Origin of the sequence: Williamsia serinedens (assembly GCF_024171725.1) — a bacterium.
In the GTDB taxonomy this organism is placed as follows: domain Bacteria; phylum Actinomycetota; class Actinomycetes; order Mycobacteriales; family Mycobacteriaceae; genus Williamsia_A; species Williamsia_A serinedens.
On the sequence record NZ_JAMTCG010000002.1, the window covers coordinates 88,079 to 109,976 of the forward strand.

Genomic DNA, 21,898 nt, shown 5'->3' on the forward strand with positions numbered 1-21,898 from the left:
GGCTACAGTCCCGCGCGTTCGAGCGCGAGGTCGAACTCCTCCGAGGCGATCTTGTCGCCCTTGCCGTCGGCCAGCGCCTGTGTGTAGACGGCGACCAGCTCCTCACCGATCTCGGCGAAGCGGCGGTCCCAGGCCTCGGAGTCGACGCGCCAGTACCCGACGATGTCGAACTGGTCCGCGGTGAACCCGTGGTCGGTGCGGAGGTGTTTGCGGACCTCGCGCGTCGCACCGCACTCGCCCGCGTACCAGCAGTAACCCCGTCCCGCCGGGTGCACGAACTCACGGACCCGACGGGGCAGCTCGCTCGCGCACCGGCCGTTGCCCGAACCCACGACGGGGACGACGTCGACGTCGTCGCGAGCGGGCAGACAGTCGAGGTCGGACGGGTGCAGGACCTCGACGACGGCCGTCGCCCGGGCACCCACGGGCAGCTCCTCGACGATGCGGGCCAGCGCGGGCAGTCCGGCGAGGTCGGCCACGAGCAGGGACCAGTCGGTCCCGGGGCCCGGTCGATACCAACTGCGGGCGTGCGCCAGCACCACCTGGTCCCCGATGCGCACGTCGCGCGCGAACGTGGTGGCCGGGCCGTGGTCGTGCAGGACGAAGTCGACGGTGATCTGTCGCGGTCCCGGTCCGCGACGGCGGACCGTGTAGTTGCGACCGACCGGGGTGCTGTCGACGTCGTGGTAGGCCCAGGTGCCGTCGCGGTACTCCATCGCCCGCGGCGCCGTGTGCGGCTCGTCGGGCAGGTAGATGCCGACGGCGTCGTCACCGGCATCGGGCAGGCGCAACTCGTCGATCTTCGGCACGTCGAAGACCAGACGGCGCAGGCGCGGGGACAGATCGGTCACGGCGACGACGGCGCCGAACACGGTTCCCATGTGAACGAAGGCTACCCTAAGTTGCCCACCGCACCAGCACCGTGTCCCGGATACGAAGAACTCCGGCCGAACTGCCGGGTCGGGGGTCTGGCAGTTCGGCCGGAGCCATACGGGATATCGCCGACCCCCGTCGGAGCGTTACACAGCAGAAGGAAACTTTTTTTCACCGCTGTGACCTGCACCGACGGGGTCGGCAGAGAGTCAGCCCTCGATGATCGCGGTGACGCCCTGACCGCCCGCGGCGCAGATCGACACCAGTGCGCGGCCGCCGCCGTTCTCGTGGAGCAGCTTCGCGGTCTGGGCGACGATGCGACCGCCGGTCGCGGCGAACGGGTGACCTGCCGCGAGCGACGAGCCCTTCACGTTCAGCTTGCTGCGGTCGATCGACCCGAGCGCACCGTCGAGGCCGAGGCGGCCCTTGCAGTAGTCCTCCGACTCGAAGGCCGCGAGCGTGCACAGCACGACCGACGCGAACGCCTCGTGGATCTCGTAGAAGTCGAAGTCCTGCAGCGTCAGGCCGTTGCGCTCGAGCAGACGCGGGATCGCGTAGGTCGGTGCCATCAGCAGGCCGTCGGGGCCGTTGACGTAGTCGACCGCGGCGGTCTCGACGTCCACGAGGTGCGCGAGCACCGGCAGCTTCTTCTCGGCGGCCCACTCGTCGCTCGACAGCAGGACGGTCGACGCACCGTCGGTGAGCGGGGTCGAGTTGCCGGCGGTCATGGTGGCGTCGCCGAGCCCGACACCGAAGACCGGCTTGAGCTTGGCGAGCTTCTCGACCGAGCTGTCCGCGCGCAGGTTCTCGTCGCGGGTGAGGCCGAGGAACGGGGTGATCAGGTCGTCGAAGAAGCCCTCGTCGTACGCCTTCGCCATGTTCTGGTGGCTGGCCGCGGCGAGCGCGTCCTGGTCGGCACGCGAGATGCCGAACTCCTTGGCCGTGATGGCGGCGTGCTCACCCATCGACATGCCGGTGCGCGGCTCGCCGTTCTTGGGGATGTCGATGCCGAGCTTCGGCAGCAGCGCGAGGACGCCACGGACGCGATCGGCGGTGCTCTTGGCGCGGTTCACCTCGAGCAGTGCGCGACGCAGCGGCTCGGAGACACCGATCGGCGCGTCGGAGGTGGTGTCGACGCCACCGCCGATGCCGGCCTCGAACTTCCCGGTGGCGATCCCGTCGGCGACGAGCGAGACGGCCGAGAGGCCGGTGCCACAGGCGTGCTGGATGTCGATGGCCGGGGTGTACGGCGACAGCGCCGACCCGAGCACCGACTCACGGATCAGGTTGAAGTCACGCGAGTGCTTCAGGACCGCGCCGCCCGCGACGAGACCGAGGCGCTCGTCCTGCAGGCTGAAACGGCTGACCAGACCGTCGAGGGCCGCGGTGAACATGTCCTGGTTGCTCGCCGTCGCGTAGGACTTGTCCTGACGCGCGAACGGGATCCGGTTGCCACCGACGATGGCGACCGGGCGGAGCGACTTCGCGCCGGACCCCTTCGCGGAGGACTTCGACGAGCTGGAGCGCGGCTTGGGCGCGCTGGTCGTGGAGCGGGCGTTGGATGTGGTTGCCACAGCGGATCTCCCCGGGAGTCGTTCGGACCTTTGGAGTATTCTTACTCGCGAGTAAGTTACTTGTCGAACCTCGAACGCCTCGCACGCGGTGCCACGCGCGATCGCATCGGTGCGAGTCACACCCGGTAAAGGAGCAACTCCCGTGTCAGCCAACGCAGGCCTGTACTCGCAGTTCGTCCACTCGCTGCCCGGATCGTTCATCGCCAAGCAGGCCGGCCTCCCCGTCCCGCCGACCCTCCGCCGCTACAAGCCGTCCGAGCCGCCGCTGCCCGGCCCGGTGCTGCTCGGTGGCCAGGGGCGTCTGGTGGAGCCGCTGCGCGAGATCCTCTCGACCGACGACTACGAGCTGATCTCCAACAACACCTCCGGCCGCGGCGCGGACAAGCTCGGCGGCATCGTCTTCGACGCCACCGGCATCACCACCCCGGCCGAGCTGGAGCAGCTCTTCGAGTTCTTCAACCCGATCATGCGGTCGGTCGCGCCCTGCGCCCGCTTCCTGGTCATCGGCACGACGCCGGAGTTGGTGAAGGACCCGTCCGAGCACGTCGCCCAGCGCGCGCTCGAGGGCTTCACCCGATCGCTGGCCAAGGAGGCCCAGCGCGGCGCCACGGCGCAGCTCGTCTACGTCGCACCCGACGCCCCGACCGGCCTGAAGGGCCTGGAGTCGACGGTGCGCTTCGTGCTGTCGGCCAAGTCGGCGTTCGTCGACGCCCAGGTCATCCGCGTCGGCACCGGTGACGCCACCGCGCCCGCCGACTGGGACAAGCCGCTCGAGGGCAAGGTCGCCGTCGTGACCGGCGCCGCCCGCGGCATCGGCGCCACCATCGCCGAGGTCCTGGCCCGCGACGGTGCGCACGTGATCGTCGCCGACATCCCGGCCGCCGGTGAGGCGCTGTCGAAGACGGCCAACAAGGTCAACGGCACCGCCTTCCCGATCGACGTCACCGCCCCCGACGCCGGCACCAAGCTCGCCGAGCACGTCAAGGAGCGCCACGGCGGCCTCGACATCATCGTCAACAACGCCGGCATCACGCGCGACAAGCTGCTCGCGAACATGGACGCCGGACGCTGGAACTCTGTCATCGCGGTGAACCTGATCGCGCCGCAGAAGCTGGTCGAGGACCTCGTGGCCGCCGACGCGCTCAACAAGGGCGGCGCCGTCATCGACGTCTCGTCGATCGCGGGCATCGCGGGCAACCGCGGCCAGACGAACTACGGCGCCTCCAAGGCCGGTGTCATCGGTCTCGTCGACACCTACGCGCCGATCCTCGGCGAGAAGGGCATCACCATCAACGCGGTGGCGCCGGGCTTCATCGAGACACAGATGACCGCGGCCATCCCGCTGGCCACCCGAGAGGGCGGCCGCCTGCTCAGCACGCTGCAGCAGGGTGGTCAGACCGTCGACGTCGCCGAGACCGTCGCGTACTTCGCCAACCCCGCGTCGTCCGCGGTGACCGGCAACGTCGTGCGTGTCTGCGGCCAGGCCATGCTGGGGGCGTGACGTGGCGACCGTCGCACTGAAGTCGCTGCCCGCGACCACCGACGTCTACCGCAGCGCCGTCATCGGGATGCTCCCCGGTGTCGGCAAGGCGGGATCGGTGTCCGCCGACGCGCAGCTGCCCGACACCACCTACACGGTGTCGGACCTGCGCACCGACCCCGAGCAGCTGCACCAGTACTGCCTCGCGACCGGGATGCAGTACGGGCGGTACCTGCCGCTGACGTTCCCGTTCGTGGCGCAGTTCCCGCTGATGATGCAGACGATGGTCGCGCGGGCGTTCCCCTTCGGCGCGGTCGGCTCGGTGCACCTGGAGAACCGCATCCACCGCATCCGGCCGATCGAACTCGGTGAGCCGCTGTCGGTGGCCACGCACGCGGAGAACCTCCGCGAGCACCGCAAGGGGATGCTCGTCGACATCGTCAGCGAGATCCGCGTCGGCAACGAGCTCGTGACGGAGCAGACCGCGACACTGCTCAAGCAGCAGAGGACGAGCCTGTCGGGCGGGCCGAAGTCGACCCCGCCGCGCGATCACCGACCGCCCGCCCCCGACGCCGCACTGCGCGTCGACCTTGGCCGGATCCGCTCGTACGCGGCGGCCAGCGGCGATCGCAATCCGATCCACATGGCGAACCTGACCGCGAAGGCGTTCGGGTTCCCGCGGGCCATCGCCCACGGCATGTGGACCGCGGCGGCGGCGCTGGCGAACGTCGAGCCGCATCTGCCCGACGACGTCACCTACGTGGCGAAGTTCGGCAAGCCGATCCTGCTGCCTGCCACGGTGAACGCCTACGTCGACGCCGTCGACGGCGGCTGGGACGTCTCGGTGCTCAACCGCACCAAGGGGTACCCGCACCTCACGGGAACGCTGCGCGGCGCCTGATCCTCTCCGGCCCCGACCGACCGCCGGCCGCCCCGCTCTCCCGAGCAGGGCGGCCGGTGTCGTTGCGGCCTCGTCGCGCTCCGGATTCAGAGTTCCCGCTCCGGTTCCGGGGTTCCCGCTCCGGTTGTTCGAGGACGCTCCGGATATATCGGGAGCGTCCTCGAATAAGCGGAGCGTGCGGGCTGAGTCGCCCGGCAGGTGGAGCGGGGACACAAGGGATGGAGCGCCCTCCCCGCAGGTGAAGCGCCACGCGGGGCGACGCCGTGTGATCGACTCCGCCACCAGTGATCCGCGTCACGTGCGTCGAACCGTGCAATCTGCACGCCCGCCTCGACTACACACATGACGACGAGGTGAGAGCGACTCGCCTCGTGGCGAGAGGAGAACGACATGGCAGACGCAGCCGACAAGGCCGAGAACCTGGTCGACAAGGCGAAGGACGCCGTCTCGGACGCCGCCGACACCGCCAAGGACAAGGCCCAGGACGTGGCGGACTCCGCCAAGGACGCCGCCGACACCGCGAAGGACAAGGCCCAGGAGGCCGGGGGTGAGGCGAAGAAGGCCGCAGGCGATGCCACCGGCGACTCGGATCTGAAGGCCGAGGGGTCCGCCGACAAGGCGAAGGCGCAGACGAAGCAGGCCGCGGACAAGGCCGGAGACGCCGCCGAGGACGTCGCCGGCAAGGCCAAGGAGGCCGCGAGCTCCGTCGCCGACCAGGCCAAAGAGGTCGCCGACACCACCAAGGGCGCTGTCTCCGACGCCAAGGAGCAGGCCAAGGAGGTCGCCGAGGGTGCGAAGAAGGAGGCCCAGCAGACGGTCTCCCAGATCCGCAGCACCGTCGAGGACATCGACAGCCGCGACGTCCAGAAGGCCGCGCAGAACCCCGCGGTGATCGGTGCGATCGTCGCCGCCGTCATCGCGGCGATCGCGATCGTCGTCGCGCGCCGACGCTGACACACACGTCCCCTGTGGCCGGTCATCCCGTGTGGTGACCGGCCACAGTCGTGCTGCGGCCCGTCATCCCCGCTCCTAGGGTCGTAGCCGATGGACGCGACGCTGACCGTGACGATCCCGGCGCACGACGCCGCACGCACCGTCGCCACCGCCATCCGCAGCACGGCACGGTCCCTCCCCTCCGACGGCCGGATCCTCGTCCTCGACGACGCCAGCACCGACGACACCGCCGCGGCCGTGTCGTCGATGGCCGCCACCGATCCGCGGATCCGCCTGATCTCCAACCCCGGATCACCGCTCGGCGTCGCAGGTGCGGCCAACGCGCTTCTCGACGAGGTGGACACCACCTGGGTGGCGCGGATCGACGCCGACGACATCTCCCTCCCCGGCCGCATCGGTCGATCGATGCGCACGCTCGCCGACGGTGACGCGGAACTCGTCGCCATGAGCGGATGGTTCTACGGACCGTCGCGATGGGCGGTCGAGCCGGTGCCCATGCTCTCCGCCGACCCCGAATCGGTGCGGTGGGAGCTCCTGCTGAACTGCCCGTTCATCCACTCCGGGACCGCGGCCACCACTGCCGCGATGCGGTCGGTCGGCGGGTACCGGGCCGTGCCGTCCGAGGACTGGGACCTCTACATGCGTCTGGCCCTCGACGGTGGACGCCTACGCCGGCTGGCGCGCCCGGGCGTGCTCTACCGACGGTCCCCGGGACAGATGTCGGCGCAGCAGGGCTGGAAGACGGCGATCGGACGGGACGGCACCACCGCCGACACGCACCGCCGTCTCTGCGCGGAGGTGGTCGGGCGCGAGTTCTCGGCCTACCCCGCCCTGTGCGGACCGGGCGCGACCCCGGAGCAGGTCGCCGACGCACGCGAACTGATCCGTCTCGCCGGCGACGCGGCGGTAGGGTTCCCCCACGCACAACGCTTCTCGCTGAAGGTCACCGTCGGCGGTCTCGGCAAGCGACTCGACGGGTGGTACGGCAGCGATGGGTGACGACGTCCGGACCCTGACGCACCTGCGCAGGGCGCGTGACCTGATGGATCGGGAGTACGCGCGGCCGCTCGACGTCCCGACGATCGCCGCCCGCGCGTTCATGTCGCCGGCGCACTTCTCCCGTCGGTTCACGGCCGCCTACGGCGAGACGCCGTACAGCTATCTGATGACCCGGCGGGTCGAGCGGGCGATGGCGCTGCTGCGCGCCGGATGGAGTGTCACGGACACGTGCATGGCCGTCGGGTGCACGTCGCTCGGTTCCTTCAGCGCGCGCTTCCGCGCGATCACCGGCGAGACCCCCACCGCCTATCGCGCTCGTGACCACTCCGCGGTGGCGGCCATGCCGAGCTGTCTGGTGCGCGTCGCGTGTCGCCCCATGTCGAGCAGATCTCGAGAAGGATCGGTGGCCGGCGGTCGGTAACTTTCCGGCCATGACGCTCACCCTCGCCTTCACCCACCTCACCGTGCACGATGTCGACGCCGCGCTGGCGTTCTACCGCGACGCACTCGGCCTGACCGTGCTGAACGACGTGTCGGCAGGGGGCGGACGGTGGGTCACCGTCGCCTCCGAGCAACAGCCCGGGGTCACGGTGGTCCTGTCCACCCCGGAGTCCGGCCGGGGACCCGACGACGCCGGCGCGCTGCAGGAGTTGTTGGCCAAGGGATCCCTGCCGATGATCGGTTTCACCACCGACGACCTCGACGGCCTCTTCGAGCGCGTCGCCGCGTCCGGCGCGGAGGTGCTGCAGGAGCCGATGGACCAGCCGTGGGGTCCCCGCGACTGCGCGTTCCGCGACCCGTCGGGCACGACGGTGCGGGTCTCGGCGACGCCCGCGGCCTGACGTCGGAACCGACTCAGCCCTCGGCGAGCTCCGTCCCGTAGCGGCGGATCGCGTCGATGAGGACGCCGAAGACACGGTGGGCGGTGGCCAGGTCGTCGTCGGCGACGTCGGCGAGTGCGGCGCGGGTCACGGCACCGAGCGGCCCGAAGAACTCCCGGGCCACCTCCATGCCGTGGTCGTCGTAGCGGAGGATCACGCGACGACGGTCCGTCGGGTGCGGCTCGCGCCGGATGTGGCCCGAGGCGATCATCCGCTCGACGAGGTAGGTCATCGCCGCCGACGACATCCCCAGCGACGCCCCCAGCTTGCCGACGGTCAGCGGATCGCCGTCGACATCGGCGACCATGATCCGCAGCAGGGCCTGGAAGTCGTTGGCCGAGAGATCATGCCGCGTGGCGAACGCCCGACCGATCTGCTCCGAGGCCGCCGACAGCGCACGCATGTCCGACGCCATCGCCGACTCCAGCTCCGCCCTGTCCACGGTGAGAGCCTACGTCGGATCCCTCGATATCTCAGTTGCTGAACGATTCAGTTTCTGAGAGAGTTGGCCCATGGCCGCCGCATGGGATCGTTTCTCCGCCCTCGTGACAGGGCGACGTTCGTGGATCGTCGGGCTCGTCGTCCTGTTCCTCGGCATCGGTGTGATGGGCGGCCTCGGGAGCAGTTCGTCGTCCGACGACTCGCCGAACTCGCTGCCCGACTCGGCACAGTCGGCCCGCATCGACGACTACCTGTCGCGTTTCCCCGACGCGGAGGTCACCTCGGCGATCCTCGTCGTCGACAGGACCGACGGCGCCGCGCTCACCGAGGCCGATCGCACGGCCGTCGCGCAGGCCCGCGAGCGGATGCTCGCCACCGACCGCGCGACGTCGGCCGACGCATCGGGACCGCCTCTCGTCGTCTCCCCCGACGGACAGGCCGCGATCGCGACCGTGCCGGTGTCGTCGGAGATCAGCGGGTTCACCCTCCGCGACACCGTCGACCGCCTGCGCACCGCCGCCGACACGGGCCTCCCCGCCGACCTCACCGCGCACGTGACCGGTGGACCCGCGTTCGCCGCCGACATCGCCAACTCCTTCTCGGGCGCGAACGTGACGCTCCTGGCCGTGACCGCGCTCGTGGTGGCGCTGCTGCTGATCGCCACCTACCGGTCACCCGTGTTGTGGCTGGTCCCGCTGATCGTGGTGGCCGTCGCCGACCGCGTCGCGTCGACGGTGGGCGGCGCGGTGGCCGAGGCGACCGGCCTGGCGTTCGACGGCTCGACGTCGGGGATCACCAGCGTCCTCGTGTTCGGCGCCGGCACGAACTACGCGCTGCTGATCATCTCCCGCTACCGCGAGGAACTGCGCCGTCGCACCGATCACCGGGACGCCCTGCGCCACGCCGTCCGTCGAGCCGGCCCCGCCGTGCTCGCGAGCAACGTGACGGTGGTCCTCGCCCTGCTGACGCTGCTGTTCGCCGCTCTGCCGAGCACCCGCAGTCTCGGCGCCGCGGCCGCGTCGGGACTGCTGCTGGCGATGGCGTTCGCGCTGGTCGTCCTGCCGCCGGCGCTGAGCCTGTTCGGGCGCAAACTGTTCTGGCCATTCATCCCCCGTGTCGACGAGTCCCTGTCCGTGGATGACGCCGACCTCCACGCCACCGGCGCGTGGCATCGCATCGCCGCCGCTGTGGTGGCCCATCCGACGCGGTCGCTCTCGACGGCGGTCGTCGTCCTGATCGTCTGCGCGACCGGCTTCCTCGGCACGTCGATCGGCCTCAGCCAGACCGAGCAGTTCCGGGTCTCCGCGGACTCGGTGACGGGCTTCGACGTGCTCGACGAGCACTTCCCCGCCGGCCAGTCCGATCCGACCACCGTCGTCGCCCGGTCCTCGGCGGCCGAATCGGTGACCGCGGCACTGCGTGGCACGCCCGGCGTGCAGTCGGTGACACAGACCGGCACGTCACCCGACGGCTACACGCGATGGAGTGTCGTGCTGACCTCGGCACCCGCGTCCGACGGGGCGTTCGACTCGATCAGCGCGATGCGCGATCGCCTCGCCGCGACCCCCGGCACCGACGCGCTGGTGGGCGGCAGCGACGCCCGTGCCCTCGACACCCGCGACGCGGCCGCCGACGACCGCCTGCTGGTCATCCCGTTGATCCTCGCGGTCGTGCTCGTCGTGCTCTACGTCCTGCTGCGGTCGGCACTCGCGCCGATCCTGCTGGTCCTCGCGACGGTCTTGTCCACAGTCGCGGCCATCGGCCTGGGCACGTTCGTCGGCGTGCACGTCTTCGGGTTCCCCGCCCTCGACAACAACACCGTCCTGTTCGCGTTCCTGTTCCTCGTCGCCCTCGGTGTCGACTACACGATCTTCCTGGTCACCCGGGCCCGCGAGGAGAGTGCGCGCCATCGCGTCCCGGAGGCGATGACCCGGGCCGTCGCGGCGACGGGCGGTGTCATCACCAGCGCCGGCATCGTCCTCGCTGCGGTGTTCGCGGTGCTCGGGGTGCTGCCGCTCATCACGCTGACGCAGCTCGGCATCATCGTCGGGCTCGGCATCCTGCTGGACACCTTCGTGGTGCGGACCGTCGTGGTCCCCGCCCTGTTCACGCTCGTCGGTGAACGGATCTGGTGGCCCACTCCCCCACGGGAGCCCGTCTCGCTACGCTGACGCGCATGAGCGAAACGAGAACACGTTCTATTCTCGACCGGTTCCGCCTCGACGGCCGTGCCGCGGTGGTCACGGGCGCGGGCCGCGGTCTCGGGGCGGCGATCGCGGTCGCCTTCGCCGAGGCGGGCGCCGACGTCGTCATCTCCTCGCGGACGGCCGAGCAGCTCGACGAGGTGGCCGAGCAGATCCGCGCCACGGGTCGTCGTGCCGTCACCGTCCCCGCCGACCTGAGCGACCCGGAGGTGACCGCGGGCCTCGCCGCGACGGCCGAGGCGGAGTTCGGTCGCCTCGACATCGTCGTGAACAACGTGGGCGGGACGTTCCCGCGGGCTCTGCTCGAGACGTCCGCGTCGTCGCTGGAGAAGGCGTTCCGGTTCAACGTCGCCACCGCGCACGCCCTCACCTGCGCGGCCGTACCGTTGATGCTCCGCAACGACACCGGCGGGTCGATCATCAACATCACCTCGACGATGGGCCGACTGCCCGGGCGCGGGTACGCGGCCTACGGCACCGCGAAAGCCGCTCTCGCGCACTACACCCGCCTGGCCGCCGAGGATCTCGCGCCGCGGGTCCGGGTCAACGGCATCGCGCCGGGATCGATCGCCACCTCGGCGCTCGAGATCGTCACCGGCGACGACACGATGCGGACCGCCCTGGAGGGCGCCACCCCGCTGCAGCGGATCGGCGACCCGGCCGAGATCGCCGCGGCCGCGGTGTATCTCGCCTCGGATGCCGGCGCCTACTCGACGGGCAAGATCCTCGAGATCGACGGCGGCCTGATCAAGCCGAACATGGACCTCGGCCTGCCGGATCTCTGATCCCGACGCTCAGTCGAACGCGTGCTCGTCGATGCGCTTGCCGCCGGCGAGACCGTGCCACCCCATCTGCACCATGATGTCGGCGGCGGTGTCGAGGTCGATGTCGCCCTCGGAGATCCGATCGGCCACCGCCTCGCCCGCCCCCACCAGGGCGACGGCCATCAGCTCGAACTCGCGGTCGGTCGCGCGCTCGACGGTGGTGCCGCGGCGCAGGAGGTCCGCGATCATCTCGATCAGCCGCGCCCGACTGGCCGCGATGAGACCGGCGAACGCGGCCTGCCCGGTGGCGACGCGGTAGAGCACGCGCCAGGAGTCACGGTTGGCGTCGACGAACCGGAGGAACTCGTAGATCACGGTGCGCGCCTGGTCCCGCTGGCGCAGGCGCGGGTCGAACCCGATCGTCATCGCGTCGATGAAGCGGGCGCCCTCGCGGTTGAGACACGCGGCGAACAGTTCGTCCTTCGACCCGTGGTAGAGGTACAGCATCGGCTTGCTGATGTCCGCCGCGGCCGCGATCGCGTCCATCGACGTCTCGCGGAAGCCCTTCTCGGCGAACACCTTGACCGCCGCGTCGAGCATCTGCTGCTCACGGACTGCGCGGGGCAGCCGCTTCGTCCCTCCCGGCATGGTCCACCGCCTCTCACCCGCTCGCGGCCCGGCGCAACCGGACCGACCTACAACTTACCAGGCAGTAAGTTAGCGGCGCGAGAACGGCACGGATCAGTCCGCCGACCCCACCCCGGCGTCGCGCGGGAGACCGCCACGGTGATGGACCGCGTTGAGCGCGGCCGCGACGGTCGTCGCGACGATCCCCTCGTCGACCGGGCCCAGCGCCGGTAACAGGGTGCGCAGCATCAGGGGCCCGATCAGCAGGTCGGCGACCTGCTCGACGTTCTGGCCCACCTCGATGTCGCCGCGGGCGGCGGCCTGGTCCACGGCGGTGGCGACCGCGGCGCGACGGGGCGCCATGACGTCGTCGAGCAGTCGGGTCCGCAGGGCGTCGTTGCGGGAGCTCTCCTCGATGAGCCCGGGCAGCGCCTTGACGACGAGCGGATCGGTGAAGAAGGCGACCTGGGCCTGCTGGATGCGGCGCAGGTCGGTGGGCAGATCCCCCGAGTCCACGACCGGGTCGAACACGAGTCGGGAACTGACGGCCGCGGAGACGATCTGCGCGAGGGATGCGTACCGGCGATAGACGGCCGGTCGTGTGGTGCCCGCGGCCCGGGCGACCGCGTCGATGGTGGTGGCGCCGTACCCGTTCTCGACGACCATCCGCGCCGCCTCGTCGAGGATGGCGTCGTCGATCGACGAATCTCTAGGCCGGCCGGTATTGACCATCAAACATTACAGACTGTAACGTAACGTGGCATGAGGACGAGAGTAGCAGCGCAGGGGGTCGCCTGTCTCGGGGGGCGCTGCGCTCTCGATCGGATGGGGGAGTCCGATGGGTGAGGCCGTGTTGTGGGTGTTGATCGTCGTGTCTGTCGCGGTGATGACGTCCATCTGCACGATCACGCTCCTCGTCATCTCGCGCCTTCGGGACCCGGGGGGGGATCCCGACGGAGCGGGAAACCATGTCGACTGGCCTCTGCCGATCGACTTGGCGTCCGCGGAGACGCGGGCACTACGCGACTGACGAACGGTTTTTACGTGGGGTATTCCGTTCGTCGGGCAGCCGGGGGGCTGTCGACCGCGTAGTGCCCGCGCGGACCACCGGGTCCACGCGGCACTCAGCAACCACCCGTCGTGCGCAGGACGCGTTCGACGGAGTCGTCGACACGCGTGGTCGTGATGCGACCGCTACGCACCGCCGTCGTCAGCCCGTCGAGGACCGACGGCACCGCCGACGTCGTCAACCAGAGGGCCAGGTCCGCGCCGGCCTCGATCGCCCGGGTGACCGCCTCGACGATCCCGTAGCGCGCAGAGATCGCCGCCATCCCGCTCAGATCGTCGGTGAAGATCGGCCCGTCGAACGGCCGACCGCCGTAGCCGACACCCGTGCGGAGCATGCGCATCGCCGCGGGCGAGATGCTCGCCGGCAGTTCGTCACCGGTCAGCCCGGGCACGATCAGATGGCCGACCATGACGCCGGTCGCCGGCGGACCCGCGGGCCCCGGCAGCAAGGTCCGGTAGGGCACGAGGTCGTCGGTGCGCAGCTGCGACAGCGGCGGAGTCCGCACCGTGCCGGTGTGCGAGTCTCCCGAGCCGTGCCCGTGACCGGGGAAGTGCTTGAACACCGGCATGATCCCGGCGTCCCGCAGCCCGTTCGCGAACGCCGCCGCGTACCTCGCCACCGTCGCCGGGTCGTCGGAGAAGGACCGGTCACCGATCACCGTGTCGTCGGGCTGATCGCTGACGTCGGCGTCCGGGGCCAGGTCGACGGTGATGCCGAGTCGCCTCATCCCCTCCCCCGTCCGGCGGGCGATCGCGCGGACCTCTGCCGGCGTCGACGTCCGGGCCAGGTCACGCGCAGAGGGGCTGTCGATGCCGAGGTCGGCCAGGCGTGAGACCCGCCCGCCTTCCTGGTCGATGGTGACCAGCACCGGCCGCGGTCCCGACCGCGCGATCGACCGCAGGCGTCCGTCGGCGTAGATCGACGGGTCGGTGCTGCTCTGCAGGAAGATGCCGCCGACGTGTTGGTCGCGGACGACCCGCAGCGCGTCTGACGGCCCCGTGACACCGACGACGAGCAGCGACGCCAGCTTGTCGCGCAGGCTCATCCCCGCGATCGTCGACGCGCACCGGGCCGAGGCGACCGGGGAGGCCGCGGCGGTCGATGACGCCGCGCTCGACGTCGTGCCGGTCGGTGCCGCGGAGGTGCTCTCCACCCCCGCGGGCTGCGTCGGCGAGCACGCGGTCGCAGCGATCGCGACGAGGCAGAGGGCGGCGGTCCGCAGACGTCGGCGTCGATCCCAGGACATGCCGAGCAGTCTCGCACGGGTCACGACAACCGCCCCCGAGCAGGGCATATCGGACTATCCTGGGCGCCGGGGGCCGCCCGAGAGGAGTCCCGCGATGAGCACCGGAGATGCGACCGCCGACCTGATCATGATCGCCTACGACGGGTCCGAGAACGCCGACCGCGCGATCGATCACGCCGCCCGTTTCCTCGCCGGGCGGCGCGCCGTCGTCGTGACCGCCTGGGAGACCGGCACCCACCAGTCGGCCCGCCTGTCGAGTGCGGCCGGGATGCAGCCGATGTTCGCCGCGGGTGTCGACACCGAGGTGGACGACCTCCTGCGCGAGGAGGCCCAGCGCATCGTGGATGCCGGTGTGGCGCGCGCCCGGGCGGGCGGACTCGACGCCGACGGGCACCTCGCCGAGGTGTCGACCACCGTGTGGGGCGCGCTGGTCGAGGCGGCCGACGATCTCGGCGCCGCGGTACTGGTCACCGGGACCCGCGGGGCGTCGGGCCTGCGGGCGCTGCTGCACAGCTCCGTGGCCGAGGCGGTGCTGCGTCACTGCAGTCGACCGGTGCTGGTGGTACCGGCGAGTTGCGCCGACCGACGAGACCCGGTGCGGGCAGGGGCGGATGGTAGCTTGACCCCATGACCGACAACCGCCTCATCGCCGGAGCCGTGGCCGGGATCATGGGCGTCATCGTGGCCATTGCGGTCGTCTTCCTGGGCGGGTTCCTCGCCTCCGACGACACGCCGTCCACGTCGGTCAACAGCTTCAACGCCGACAACGGGTTCGTGAAGGGCTCGGTCGACTACGGCACCCGCGACAACGCCGGCGTCCGGAACTGAGCTCATCGTGACATCGAGCGGAGCTCGGAACTGACTTCTGCCACCTCGGTGGCCGATCGTCTCGACGACGCACCGGCGGCCCCGCCCGCCTCCTCCCGTCTCTCCCGACGTGGCGTGCTGGTCGTCGCCGTCGTCTCGCTCGTCCTGAGCCTCGTGCAATCGCCCGGCCGCATCGCGGCCGACACCAAGCTCGACCTCGCGATCGACCCGGCCGGATTCCTCGCCCGCGCACTGCATCTCTGGTCGAGCGAGGCCCCGATGGGCCAGGTGCAGAACCAGGCGTACGGCTACCTCTTCCCGCACGGCGCGTTCTTCCTCGTCGGTGACCTGATCGGCCTGCCCGCGTGGGTCACCCAGCGGCTGTGGTGGGCGGTGCTGCTCACCGTCGGGGTGGTCGGCGTCGTCCGTCTCGCGGAGGCGCTGCGGATCGGGTCGCCCGGCTCCCGGGTGATCGCCGGCATCGCGTTCGCGATCAGTCCCCGTGTCCTCACCACGCTGGGGTCGATCTCGTCGGAGACGCTCCCGATGATGCTCGCGCCGTGGGTGCTGGTGCCCGTCGTCCTCGCGCTGAACCACGCGGTCCCGCCGCACTCGATGCGCCGGCTGGCCCTCGGATCCGCCTGCGCCGTCGCCCTCATGGGGGCGGTCAACGCCGTCGCGACCGCCGCCGCGTGCGGCGCGGCGATCGTCTGGTGGGCCTGCCATGTGCGGTTGCGGGGCCCCGGATCCCGACGGTGGCGGGTGTTCACCGGGTGGTGGGCGGTGGGGGCGGTCCTCGCCTGCGCGTGGTGGGCCGTACCGCTGCTGATCCTGTCGCGGGTGAGTCCCCCGTTCCTCGACTTCATCGAGTCGTCGCGGGTGACGACGCGGTGGACGTCGCTCGTCGAGGTGCTGCGCGGGACGAGTTCCTGGACGCCGTTCGTCTCGCCGGACCGTGTCGCGGGTGCCGTGCTGGTCTCGTCGCCGACGGCCGTGCTCGTCACCGGGGCCGTCGCCGCCGCCGGACTCGCGGGCCTGGCGATGCGTTCCATGCCCGCTCGCGGTCGCCTCGTCACCGTCGGCGCGATCGGGCTCGTCCTGCTGTGCGCCGGGTTCGAGGGGCAGATCGGTTCTCCCGTGGCCGAACCCGTGCGGTCGTTCCTCGACGGCGCGGGCGCCCCGCTGCGCAACATCCACAAGCTCGACCCGATGATCCGCCTGCCGCTGGTCCTCGGCATCGCACACCTGCTGGCACGGATGCCGTTGCCCGGCACCGTCGATCGTCGTGTGGCACTGCGCTCGTTCGTCCACCCCGAGCGGTCGCGGACGGCGTCGGCGACCATCGTCTTCCTGCTCGTCCTCGCCGGCGCCGGGTCGTCGGCCTGGACCGGATCCCTGGCGCCCCAGGGGTCGTTCCGGTCGATCCCGGGTTATTGGCCCGCGGCCGCCCGGTGGCTGCAGCAGCACGCCGGCCCGTCGTCGACACCCTCCCGGGCGCTGGTGGTCCCGGGTGCGCCGTTCGCCTACCAGACATGGGGTTTCACCCGCGACGAACCGTTGCAGCCGCTGGCGACGACACCGTGGGCGGTCCGTGACGCGATCCCGCTGGTGCCGCCGGGGGCGATCCGCGCGATGGACTCGGTGCAACGTCAGATCGCCTCGGGCCGTCCGTCTCCCGGCCTCGCCGCCACGCTCGCGCAGCAGGGCATCGGCTACGTCGTGCTGCGCTCAGACCTGGCGCCGACGACGTCCCGGTCCGCCCGGCCGATCGTCGCGCGGCAGACCCTCGCCGGCTCACCGGGCCTGCGGGAGGTGGCGTCGTTCGGACCGCAGATCGGACCTCGCACGATCCGCGGCGTCGTCGGCGACGACGGTCTCGCGCCACCGATGACCGCGATCGAGATCTGGTCGGTGACACCGGCCGTCGCCGGACAGGGGTTCGACGGCACCGGGCCGGGACTCGTCGACGTCGCGGCGATGCCCCGCGTGATCGGCGGCCCCGAGGCGATGGAGCGCCTGCAGGACCAGGCCGCCCGCGGGGCGGGACCCCCGATGGGACCGGCACTGCTCGAGGCCGACGCCCGCCGCGCGGGCCTGGCGGACGTGCCGTCCGTCGTCACCGACACACCGGTGTCCCGCGAGACCGACTACGGCCGCGTCGACGACCACAGCTCGTCGGTCCGCGCACCCGACGACCGTCGGTCGACGCAGAACTCCGTGCCCGACTACCCCGTCGACGGCGCCGACCCCGTGACCGGACAGTGGTTGCTGGACGGGGTGCCCGACCAGGTGTCGGTGACCGCGTCCGGGTCGGCGTCCGACGCGACCCAGCTCGGTCAGACGTCGCCGGCCAACTCGCCCTCGGCTGCGTTCGACGGCGACCCGAACACCTCGTGGATCAGCCGCGACCTCGACGCCGCCGTCGGGCAGTGGCTCCAGGTGAACTTCGCCCGCCCCCGATCCGACCTGTCGGTCACCGTCACCCCGGGCCGGTCGCTCGGCCCCGCCGTCACCGGCCTGCTCATCTCGACGGAGGCGGGAACCGCGGTGGCCCAGGGGATCACGCCCGGCCAGCCCGTCACGGTCACCGCGCCCAGCGGTCCGACGCGGTGGGTGCAGGTGCGGGCCATCTCGACCGCGACCGGCCGCGCCGGCAGTCAGTTCGCCATCGCCGAGCTGCGCGTGAAGGACACTGGTACCGGCCGCGACCTCTCGATCACCCACCGGACGGTGCTGCCCGAACTGGCTGCGGGACAACCGGTGACGGGCTGGTCGCTGGGCCAGGACGGGTCGCGGACGGCGTGCGCGTCGGGCCCCGACATCACGCGGTGCTCGGCGGGCCTCGGCCTCGCGCCGGAGGAACCGGGGATCTTCGAACGCGTGATCTCGGTGCCGGCTCCGACGTCGGTGACACCCCGGGTGTGGCTGCGGTCGTCGGCGGGCACCGCGCTCGACGACCTGCTGCGCGACCCGCGGTACGCCGCGGCGACCGGAACGTCGTCGGTGACCGACCCGCGCGGGTCGGCCGACGCCGTCGTCGACGGGGACCCCGGTACCACCTGGATCGCCTCGGGTGACTCCACGAGACCCGGCGCCGCCGACGCGTCGGTCCGCATCACCCTGCCCTCACCGCGACGCGTGACCGGGCTGACGGTCGTCGTGCCGCAGGGCCGCTACCCGGCACGTCCGACGCGCATCGGTGTCGACCTGGGCACCGGGAGGCAGATCCGGACACTGCCGGCCGACGGTCACGTCGACCTCGACCCGGCCGTCACGGGGACCATCACGGTGTCCGTCGTCGCGTTCGACGACCTCGTCGACGTCAACAGCCTCGGCTTCGCCGACCCCGCTCCGCCCGGTATCGCGGAGATCCGTCTCGACGGGGCGCCGATGCCCACCGCACCACCCGACCGTGTCGTCACCGTCGGGTGCTCCGACGGGCTCGCGATGTCCGTCGGCACACGCCGGGTCCCGTTGTCGCTGACCACGACCGCCCGCCGGTTGCGGTCGGGTGACGCGGTCGCCGCGACCCCGTGCACCTCCGGCCCGGTGCCGATGTCGGCCGGACGCACGGAGGTGACGGTGACACCGTCGGAGGCGTTCACCGTGGACTCGGTGGCCCTGACGACAGGGCGAACCCTCACCCCGCCGACGGACACGGTGCGCCCGGTCCCACCGAGGACCTGGGGCCCGGACTCCCGCGTCGCCGACATCGACCCGTCCTCGGCCGAGCGCGTGTTCGTCGTCCCCGAGTCGACCAACACCGGTTGGCACGCCACGCTGGACGGCCGGTCCCTGACACCGATCGTCGTCAACGGGTGGCAGCAGGGGTGGGTCGTCCCGGCGGGGACGTCGGGGACGCTGCGCCTGGACTACCCGCTCGACAAGCCCTATCGGCTCGCCCTGCTGATCGGACTGCTCGCCGTCGCGGCGTTGGTCGTCGCGGCACTCTGGCCCGACCGCCGACGACGCGACGTCGGCGCACCGATCGGCGCACCGCGCGCGCCGGTGCTCGGGGCCGTCGGCGCCGGTCTCGCCCTCGTCGTGTTCGGTGGATGGGTCGGCGTGGCCGTCGGCGCGATCGTTGCGCCCGCTGCGCTGCTCCTACGCCGCCGACGACCTCGCGCGGTCCCGCTGGTCGTCGCCGGCGCGTTCGGTCTCGGCGTGGCCGGACTGTCGTGGGGACCGTGGGCCTCGGGAGATCCCTACACCGGGTTCGACTGGTGGGTCACGCTTCCCGCGCTCGTCGCGGTCGCGGCGCTGGCGACCGTGGTGCTGTCCCCTCCGCGATCCCGGCCACGACGTTCCCGATCCCGCATGGCGCGGCGGGCGGGTTCCTCGACGAGTCCGTAACTCGCCGCGGACACGCCGACGGTGACGACCACGGTCACCAGCCACACCGACCACATGGTGCCGCCGAAGAGCGCGAAGCCGACCAGCGGGAACACCACCGCGAGCACGGCGAGATGCCAGATGAAGATCGCGTAGGACCACCGGCCGAGTGTCTGCATCGTGGCCGAGGCGAGGAACCGGTGGTGACCGGGCGCCAGCACGAGCGGCGCGAGCAGCGTCCATCCGAGCAGCGCGCCGAGGGCGGTTTTCACCGCGAACTGCGGGGCGCTGACGGCGGCGAGCCCCGACGGGCCGGCCACCGGCGTGCACGCGACGGCATAGACGACGACGGCGACGACCGCCATCGGCACACGTCGTGCGGACAGCCGTCGGAGCCGACCCCCGAGGCCGTGACCCCCGGAGTCGGAGACCGCGACCTCGGCGAGGATCGTGCCCGCCAGGAACCACGGCAGGTAACCCGGGAGCCACAGTGTCCCCGAGACACCGTCGGCGAGGGGCAGGCGATGCGCGACGAACGCCCACCCGAGGGAGACGACCGCCACGACGAGCATCACCGGCACCCGCCACCGGGCGCGCGACCCACGCAGCCGCACGAGGAACCAGGCGAGCAGCGGCAACGCCGCGTAGAAACTGACCTCGACGGCCAGGCTCCACATCTGGGTCAGGCCGGCGACGAGGGTGTACGGCACGTAGACCTGCAGCAGGGTGAGGTTGGCGAACCAGGCTGTCGCGTTCGCGCCCCTGGCCGCAGGCACCAGCGCCAGCACGACGACGACCACGACCACGTAGGCCGGCAGGATCCGCACCGCCCGGTGCCGCAGATACCGTCGGACGCCGGGCGCCGGCCGACCGCCCCGGGCCGCGTCGGCGTGGGGACGCCACAGCAGGAATCCGGACAGCGCGAAGAACAGTGCGACCGCGAGGTCGAGGCGACCCCAGATCGCACCCATGACCGACCCGTCCACCGACCGCGTCTGGAACGCCACGTGCGTCGTGAGCACCCCGAGCGCGGCGAGCGCACGCATCCCCTCGAGCGCCGGGATGAACCGCGGGGGCCGGAAGGAGGAGGTCGGGGCGTGCATCGGCGACGACGCTACCCGCGCTGTGAGCCGTTCCGGCATCACACGCAGCACCGCGGATCCGGACAGGCAGACTGTTAGTCTCGCTCGCAGGGTGGAGCATCGTGCCTGCCAGGGGTGTCCCCGACTCGAAGGAGCGCGTGCCATGGCGACAGGCCGGATGTCGGCCCGGGACCTGCTGGGTCCCGTACTCATCTTCCTGGGCGCACTGCTCGTGGTGGCGGCGATCGCCATGCCGTTCTACCTCGTGGGGCAGCTGCAGAAGACCCCGATGGACACCGACTACACGACGGTGTCGACGGCGCAGCGCACCGACGGGAGCACGAACAGCTCGGCGTTGCCGGCGCAGATCCTGAACCGCTGCTCGCTCACCGCATCCCGGCCCGAGGTCTCACCCGCGGCGCTGACGCAGCAGCAGCGCGTCGTCGTCGTGAAGCCTGCCGGCGCCGACCGTGTCACGTTCCAGGCCGGCACGTCGACCCGCATCAACCAGGTGCAGATCTCCGGCGAGACGGTCACCCCCAGTGCCGATTCCACGAGCGGCGGCGGCTGCCTCGGTGCCCTGCTGTCGGCGACGGTCGACCGTGTGACCACGAACCGCACCAGCGGCGCGGCCGCACTCGGCGGCGGTGGCAGCTCGGAGGTCCAGCTCGACGCGTCGAGCAAGTCGATCTCGGTGCCGGATCGTCGCGGCCTGCAGTACAAGTTCCCCTTCGACACCTCGTCGGGGAAGCGCTACATCTACTTCGACCTCGCGTCGCGGACCACGAACCCCCTCACCTACGTGGACTCGACCGAGATCGCCGGTGTGAAGGTGCTCCACTTCCGCCAGACCGTCCCGGCGGCGAACCTCGCGCAGCTGCGCGACGCCAACGACTCCACCCCCGCCGGGACACAGCTGTCGCAGGCGGCGTCCTGGTACGGCGGGTTCCCGGGCATCGACAACCGCCAGAAGCTGCCGGCCGACCTGTACCGCGAGACCACACGTGACCTGTACGTCGAGCCGGACAGCGGCACGATCGTCAACGACCGCGAGCGGATCCAGGAGTACTACAAGATCTCCGGCGTGAGCGGTGACGCCCCGCAGGCGCTGCGCGACTACAAGCTCACCAACCTCGACGTCACCTTCGCCTACGACCAGAACACGCAGCAGTCGCGCGCGTCGGCCGCGAAGGACCTGTCGTCGCCGATCAAGTTGTACGGGCGTTGGCTGCCCATCGCGTTCGGCATCGTCGGTGCGCTCGCGTTGATCGCGGGGATCGTCCTGCTGCTCCGCGGGCCGCGCACCCCGGCAGCCGTGGTCGCCGGTGACGACCCGTACTACCCCGTCGCCACGCCCGACGAGGACGACGAGACCCGTCGGTTCGACCGTCGCGAGCACGACGGCTTCACCGACGCGGATGCGCCGACCGAAGGCCGGCCGGACCTGCAGAAGCGGGGCTCGGGTGGTGCCGTCGGCGGCGCGGCGGGGTCCGGCCCCTCCGACGACGACGCGACGCAGCAGTTCCCGCGGGTCTCCGACGACGGGCCGCGTGTCGGGTGGTCGTCTCCGGACGGGCCGAACACCGGCCACGACCCCGAGGGTCCCGGCGAGTCCGAGACCCGCCCCGACGACCCCTGGCGACGCCCCACCAGCTGACCCGAGT

The 21,898-nt window shown here is 71.5% G+C and carries 18 protein-coding genes and 1 pseudogene; 12 read left to right on the forward strand and 7 right to left on the reverse strand.

What is annotated here, in order from left to right; genetic code table 11:
* Window positions 1-2 precede the first annotated feature (2 nt).
* Both LX12_RS03965 and LX12_RS03970 read right to left on the reverse strand, forming a co-directional pair.
* A complete protein-coding gene (locus LX12_RS03965) occupies window positions 3-881 on the reverse strand; it encodes a siderophore-interacting protein (RefSeq protein ID WP_253653247.1) in 879 nt (292 codons plus the stop codon).
* A gap of 201 nt (window positions 882-1,082) precedes the next feature.
* Window positions 1,083-2,447: an acetyl-CoA C-acetyltransferase gene (locus tag LX12_RS03970; RefSeq protein WP_308213963.1), complete on the reverse strand. Its 1,365-nt coding sequence runs from the start codon at window positions 2,445-2,447 to the stop codon at window positions 1,083-1,085.
* 142 nt (window positions 2,448-2,589) lie between these two features.
* Here LX12_RS03970 and LX12_RS03975 point away from each other — a divergent pair, with 142 nt between their 5' ends.
* The 6 genes from LX12_RS03975 to LX12_RS04000 all read left to right on the forward strand — a co-directional run bounded on the left by LX12_RS03975 (window position 2,590) and on the right by LX12_RS04000 (window position 7,623).
* A complete protein-coding gene (locus LX12_RS03975) occupies window positions 2,590-3,948 on the forward strand; it encodes a 3-oxoacyl-ACP reductase (RefSeq protein WP_253653248.1) in 1,359 nt (452 codons plus the stop codon).
* 1 nt (window position 3,949) lies between these two features.
* Window positions 3,950-4,828, forward strand: coding sequence for a MaoC family dehydratase (locus LX12_RS03980; protein WP_253653249.1), 879 nt, complete (start codon window positions 3,950-3,952; stop codon window positions 4,826-4,828).
* Between the two features lie 390 nt (window positions 4,829-5,218).
* Window positions 5,219-5,782: a hypothetical protein gene (locus LX12_RS22160; RefSeq protein WP_308213964.1), complete on the forward strand. Its 564-nt coding sequence runs from the start codon at window positions 5,219-5,221 to the stop codon at window positions 5,780-5,782.
* 90 nt (window positions 5,783-5,872) lie between these two features.
* Complete coding sequence (locus tag LX12_RS03990; protein ID WP_253653250.1) at window positions 5,873-6,781, forward strand: glycosyltransferase family 2 protein; 909 nt, start codon at window positions 5,873-5,875, stop codon at window positions 6,779-6,781.
* Window positions 6,774-7,202 (forward strand): helix-turn-helix transcriptional regulator, encoded by a 429-nt coding sequence (locus tag LX12_RS03995; protein WP_253653251.1) that lies wholly within the window; start codon window positions 6,774-6,776, stop codon window positions 7,200-7,202. Before LX12_RS03990 ends, LX12_RS03995 begins: the two co-directional genes overlap by 8 nt.
* A gap of 10 nt (window positions 7,203-7,212) precedes the next feature.
* Window positions 7,213-7,623, forward strand: a complete 411-nt coding sequence (locus LX12_RS04000) for a VOC family protein (protein ID WP_253653252.1) — start codon at window positions 7,213-7,215, stop codon at window positions 7,621-7,623.
* A gap of 13 nt (window positions 7,624-7,636) precedes the next feature.
* Here the strand turns inward: LX12_RS04000 and LX12_RS04005 are convergent, their stop codons facing one another.
* Window positions 7,637-8,077 carry a MarR family winged helix-turn-helix transcriptional regulator gene (locus LX12_RS04005; protein WP_253653850.1) on the reverse strand — a complete coding sequence of 147 codons (441 nt, stop codon included), beginning with the start codon at window positions 8,075-8,077 and terminating at the stop codon, window positions 7,637-7,639.
* 97 nt (window positions 8,078-8,174) lie between these two features.
* Here LX12_RS04005 and LX12_RS04010 point away from each other — a divergent pair, with 97 nt between their 5' ends.
* Together LX12_RS04010 and LX12_RS04015 are read left to right on the forward strand one after the other, a co-directional pair.
* Window positions 8,175-10,274: an MMPL family transporter gene (locus LX12_RS04010; RefSeq protein ID WP_253653253.1), complete on the forward strand. Its 2,100-nt coding sequence runs from the start codon at window positions 8,175-8,177 to the stop codon at window positions 10,272-10,274.
* A gap of 5 nt (window positions 10,275-10,279) precedes the next feature.
* Window positions 10,280-11,092 (forward strand): SDR family oxidoreductase, encoded by an 813-nt coding sequence (locus LX12_RS04015; protein ID WP_253653254.1) that lies wholly within the window; start codon window positions 10,280-10,282, stop codon window positions 11,090-11,092.
* A gap of 9 nt (window positions 11,093-11,101) precedes the next feature.
* On the opposite strand, the gene LX12_RS04020 is transcribed toward LX12_RS04015, so the two are convergent.
* From LX12_RS04020 to LX12_RS04030, 3 genes are all read right to left on the reverse strand, one after another.
* The gene (locus LX12_RS04020; protein ID WP_253653255.1) at window positions 11,102-11,719 is read right to left on the reverse strand and encodes a TetR/AcrR family transcriptional regulator; all 618 of its coding nucleotides are present in this window, start codon (window positions 11,717-11,719) and stop codon (window positions 11,102-11,104) included.
* 93 nt (window positions 11,720-11,812) lie between these two features.
* Window positions 11,813-12,430: a TetR/AcrR family transcriptional regulator gene (locus LX12_RS04025; RefSeq protein WP_253653256.1), complete on the reverse strand. Its 618-nt coding sequence runs from the start codon at window positions 12,428-12,430 to the stop codon at window positions 11,813-11,815.
* A gap of 392 nt (window positions 12,431-12,822) precedes the next feature.
* Window positions 12,823-14,013 (reverse strand): glycoside hydrolase family 3 N-terminal domain-containing protein, encoded by a 1,191-nt coding sequence (locus LX12_RS04030; protein WP_253653257.1) that lies wholly within the window; start codon window positions 14,011-14,013, stop codon window positions 12,823-12,825.
* A gap of 94 nt (window positions 14,014-14,107) precedes the next feature.
* On the opposite strand from LX12_RS04030, the gene LX12_RS04035 reads away from it, so the two are divergent.
* From LX12_RS04035 to LX12_RS22380, 3 genes and pseudogenes are all read left to right on the forward strand, one after another.
* On the forward strand, window positions 14,108-14,644 hold the full coding sequence (locus tag LX12_RS04035; RefSeq protein WP_253653258.1) for a universal stress protein: 537 nt from the start codon (window positions 14,108-14,110) through the stop codon (window positions 14,642-14,644).
* Window positions 14,641-14,841 carry a DUF2613 domain-containing protein gene (locus LX12_RS04040; RefSeq protein ID WP_253646884.1) on the forward strand — a complete coding sequence of 67 codons (201 nt, stop codon included), beginning with the start codon at window positions 14,641-14,643 and terminating at the stop codon, window positions 14,839-14,841. The genes LX12_RS04035 and LX12_RS04040 overlap by 4 nt, the downstream gene beginning before the upstream one ends.
* Before the next feature lie 114 nt (window positions 14,842-14,955).
* A pseudogene (locus LX12_RS22380) lies at window positions 14,956-18,201 on the forward strand (alpha-(1->3)-arabinofuranosyltransferase domain-containing protein); the annotation flags it as partial.
* A gap of 824 nt (window positions 18,202-19,025) precedes the next feature.
* Here the strand turns inward: LX12_RS22380 and LX12_RS04050 are convergent.
* Window positions 19,026-20,294 carry an acyltransferase family protein gene (locus tag LX12_RS04050; RefSeq protein ID WP_372504922.1) on the reverse strand — a complete coding sequence of 423 codons (1,269 nt, stop codon included), beginning with the start codon at window positions 20,292-20,294 and terminating at the stop codon, window positions 19,026-19,028.
* Between the two features lie 103 nt (window positions 20,295-20,397).
* On the opposite strand from LX12_RS04050, the gene pgfA reads away from it, so the two are divergent.
* Window positions 20,398-21,891, forward strand: coding sequence for a cell envelope lipid trafficking protein PgfA (gene pgfA / locus LX12_RS04055; protein ID WP_253653260.1), 1,494 nt, complete (start codon window positions 20,398-20,400; stop codon window positions 21,889-21,891).
* The last annotated feature ends 7 nt before the right edge of the window (window positions 21,892-21,898 follow it).